General features: G+C 48.9%; 1 rRNA gene. It reads left to right on the top strand.

Annotated elements, in window-relative coordinates:
- The first annotated feature begins 139 nt into the window (after positions 1-139).
- Positions 140-3,060 (top strand): 23S ribosomal RNA (locus tag MZO41_RS16335).
- The last annotated feature ends 72 nt before the right edge of the window (positions 3,061-3,132 follow it).

Here is a 3,132-nt window from a genome sequence, read left to right as displayed (position 1 = left end):
CAAAACTTGTTCTTTGAAAACTAGATAATATCAAATATATTTTTTCATAATGAAACCGAGAACACCGCGTTTTTTGAGTTTTTTATTGAAGTTTAATTATCGCTAAACTCATTAATCGCATTTACCGTTAGGTAAATGAGGTTAAGTTAACAAGGGCGCATGGTGAATGCCTTGGCACTAGGAGCCGATGAAGGACGGGACTAACACCGATATGCTTCGGGGAGCTGTACGTAAGCTATGATCCGGAGATTTCCGAATGGGGCAACCCAGCAGTTTTAATCAACTGTTACCACTAGATGAATTCATAGTCTAGTTGGAGGTAAACGCTGTGAACTGAAACATCTCATTAGCAGCAGGAATATAAAGAAATTTCGATTCCCTAAGTAGCGGCGAGCGAACGGGGAACAGCCCAAACCAAAGTGCTTGCACTTTGGGGTTGTAGGACTGAACATTTGAGTTACCAAAGAACTTGATAGTCGAAGGATTTGGGAAAATCCGCCATAGATGGTGATAGCCCAGTAGATTAAATCAAATTCTCTCAGTTCAGGATCCTGAGTACGGCGGAACACGTGAAATTCCGTCGGAATCCGGGAGGACCATCTCCCAAGGCTAAATACTACCTAGTGACCGATAGTGAACCAGTACCGTGAGGGAAAGGTGAAAAGCACCCCGGGAGGGGAGTGAAATAGTTCCTGAAACCATGTGCCTACAATAAGTCAGAGCGCGTTAATGCGTGATGGCGTGCCTTTTGTAGAATGAACCGGCGAGTTATGATCCCGTGCAAGGTTAAGACTAAAAAGTCGGAGCCGTAGCGAAAGCGAGTCTGAAATGGGCGTTTTGAGTACGAGGTTATAGACCCGAAACCAGGTGACCTATCCATGTCCAGGTTGAAGGTGCGGTAAAACGCACTGGAGGACCGAACCCGTGTAAGTTGAAAATTGCTGGGATGAGGTGTGGATAGCGGTGAAATTCCAAACGAACTTGGAGATAGCTGGTTCTCTCCGAAATAGCTTTAGGGCTAGCCTCGGAATTAGGATCATGGAGGTAGAGCACTATTTGGACTAGGGGCCCGTCTTGGGTTACTGAATTCAGATAAACTCCGAATGCCATTGATTCATATCCGGGAGTCAGACGATGAGTGATAAGATCCACCGTCGAAAGGGGAACAGCCCAGACCATCAGTTAAGGTCCCTAAATGTATGCTAAGTGGAAAAGGATGTGGAGTTGCATAGACAACTAGGATGTTGGCTCAGAAGCAGCCACCATTTAAAGAGTGCGTAATAGCTCACTAGTCGAGTGATCCTGCGCCGAAAATGTACCGGGGCTAAGCATACTACCGAAACCATGGATGCGACCATTAGGTCGCGTGATAGGAGAGCGTTCTAAGGGCGGTGAAGCAAGATCGTGAGGACTTGTGGAGCGCTTAGAAGTGAGAATGCCGGTATGAGTAGCGAAAGATAGGTGAGAATCCTATCCACCGAATGACTAAGGTTTCCTGGGGAAGGCTCGTCCTCCCAGGGTTAGTCGGGACCTAAGTCGAGGCCGAGAGGCGTAGACGATGGATAACAGGTTGAGATTCCTGTACTAGTTAAGTGCGTTTGAGCAATGGAGGGACGCAGGAGGCTAAGATGTGCATTCTGTTGGATTAGAATGTCCAAGCAGTAAGTCTTGTGAAGAGTCAAATGCTTTTCACTTTAAGGACAAGCTGTGATGGGGAGCGAAATTTAGTAGCGAAGCGTCTGATGTCACACTGCCGAGAAAAGCTTCTAGTGAGTACTTAACTACCCGTACCGCAAACCGACACAGGTAGTCGAGGAGAGAATCCTAAGGTGAGCGAGTGAACTCTCGTTAAGGAACTCGGCAAAATGACCCCGTAACTTCGGGAGAAGGGGTGCTGATCGCAAGATCAGCCGCAGTGAATAGGCCCAGGCGACTGTTTATCAAAAACACAGGTCTCTGCAAAATCGTAAGATGACGTATAGGGGCTGACGCCTGCCCGGTGCTGGAAGGTTAAAAGGATGGGTTAGCTTCGGCGAAGCTCAGAATTGAAGCCCCAGTAAACGGCGGCCGTAACTATAACGGTCCTAAGGTAGCGAAATTCCTTGTCGGGTAAGTTCCGACCCGCACGAAAGGCGTAACGATCTGGGCACTGTCTCAACGAGAGACTCGGTGAAATTATATTGTCCGTGAAGATGCGGACTACCCGCGACAGGACGGAAAGACCCCATGGAGCTTTACTGTAGCTTGATATTGAGTGTTTGTACAGCTTGTACAGGATAGGTAGGAGCCATAGAAACCGGAACGCTAGTTTCGGTGGAGGCGTTGGTGGGATACTACCCTCGCTGTATGACCACTCTAACCCGCACCACTAATCGTGGTGGGAGACAGTGTCAGGTGGGCAGTTTGACTGGGGCGGTCGCCTCCTAAAAAGTAACGGAGGCGCCCAAAGGTTCCCTCAGAATGGTTGGAAATCATTCGCAGAGTGTAAAGGCACAAGGGAGCTTGACTGCGAGACAGACAGGTCGAGCAGGGACGAAAGTCGGGCTTAGTGATCCGGTGGTACCGTATGGAAGGGCCATCGCTCAACGGATAAAAGCTACCCTGGGGATAACAGGCTTATCTCCCCCAAGAGTCCACATCGACGGGGAGGTTTGGCACCTCGATGTCGGCTCATCGCATCCTGGGGCTGTAGTCGGTCCCAAGGGTTGGGCTGTTCGCCCATTAAAGCGGTACGCGAGCTGGGTTCAGAACGTCGTGAGACAGTTCGGTCCCTATCCGTCGCGGGCGTAGGAAATTTGAGAGGACCTGTCCTTAGTACGAGAGGACCGGGATGGACATACCTCTGGTGTACCAGTTGTGCCGCCAGGCGCATCGCTGGGTAGCTACGTATGGATGTGATAAACGCTGAAAGCATCTAAGTGTGAAACACACCTCGAGATGAGATTTCCCATTCCTTTATGGAAGTAAGACCCCTGAAAGATGATCAGGTAGATAGGTTAGAAGTGGCAGTGCGGTGACGCATGAAGCGGACTAATACTAATCGGTCGAGGACTTAACCAAGTAATTGGTGTTCCGGTTCATATGAAGATATTTGATATTGTCTAGTTTTGAGAGCACAAGTTTCTCAATAGT

Origin of the sequence: Lactiplantibacillus sp. C232 (assembly GCF_023806725.1) — a bacterium.
In the GTDB taxonomy this organism is placed as follows: domain Bacteria; phylum Bacillota; class Bacilli; order Lactobacillales; family Lactobacillaceae; genus Lactiplantibacillus; species Lactiplantibacillus plantarum.
The sequence above is the reverse complement of the archived record's forward strand: the minus strand, read 5'-3'. Positions and strand labels throughout refer to the sequence as shown.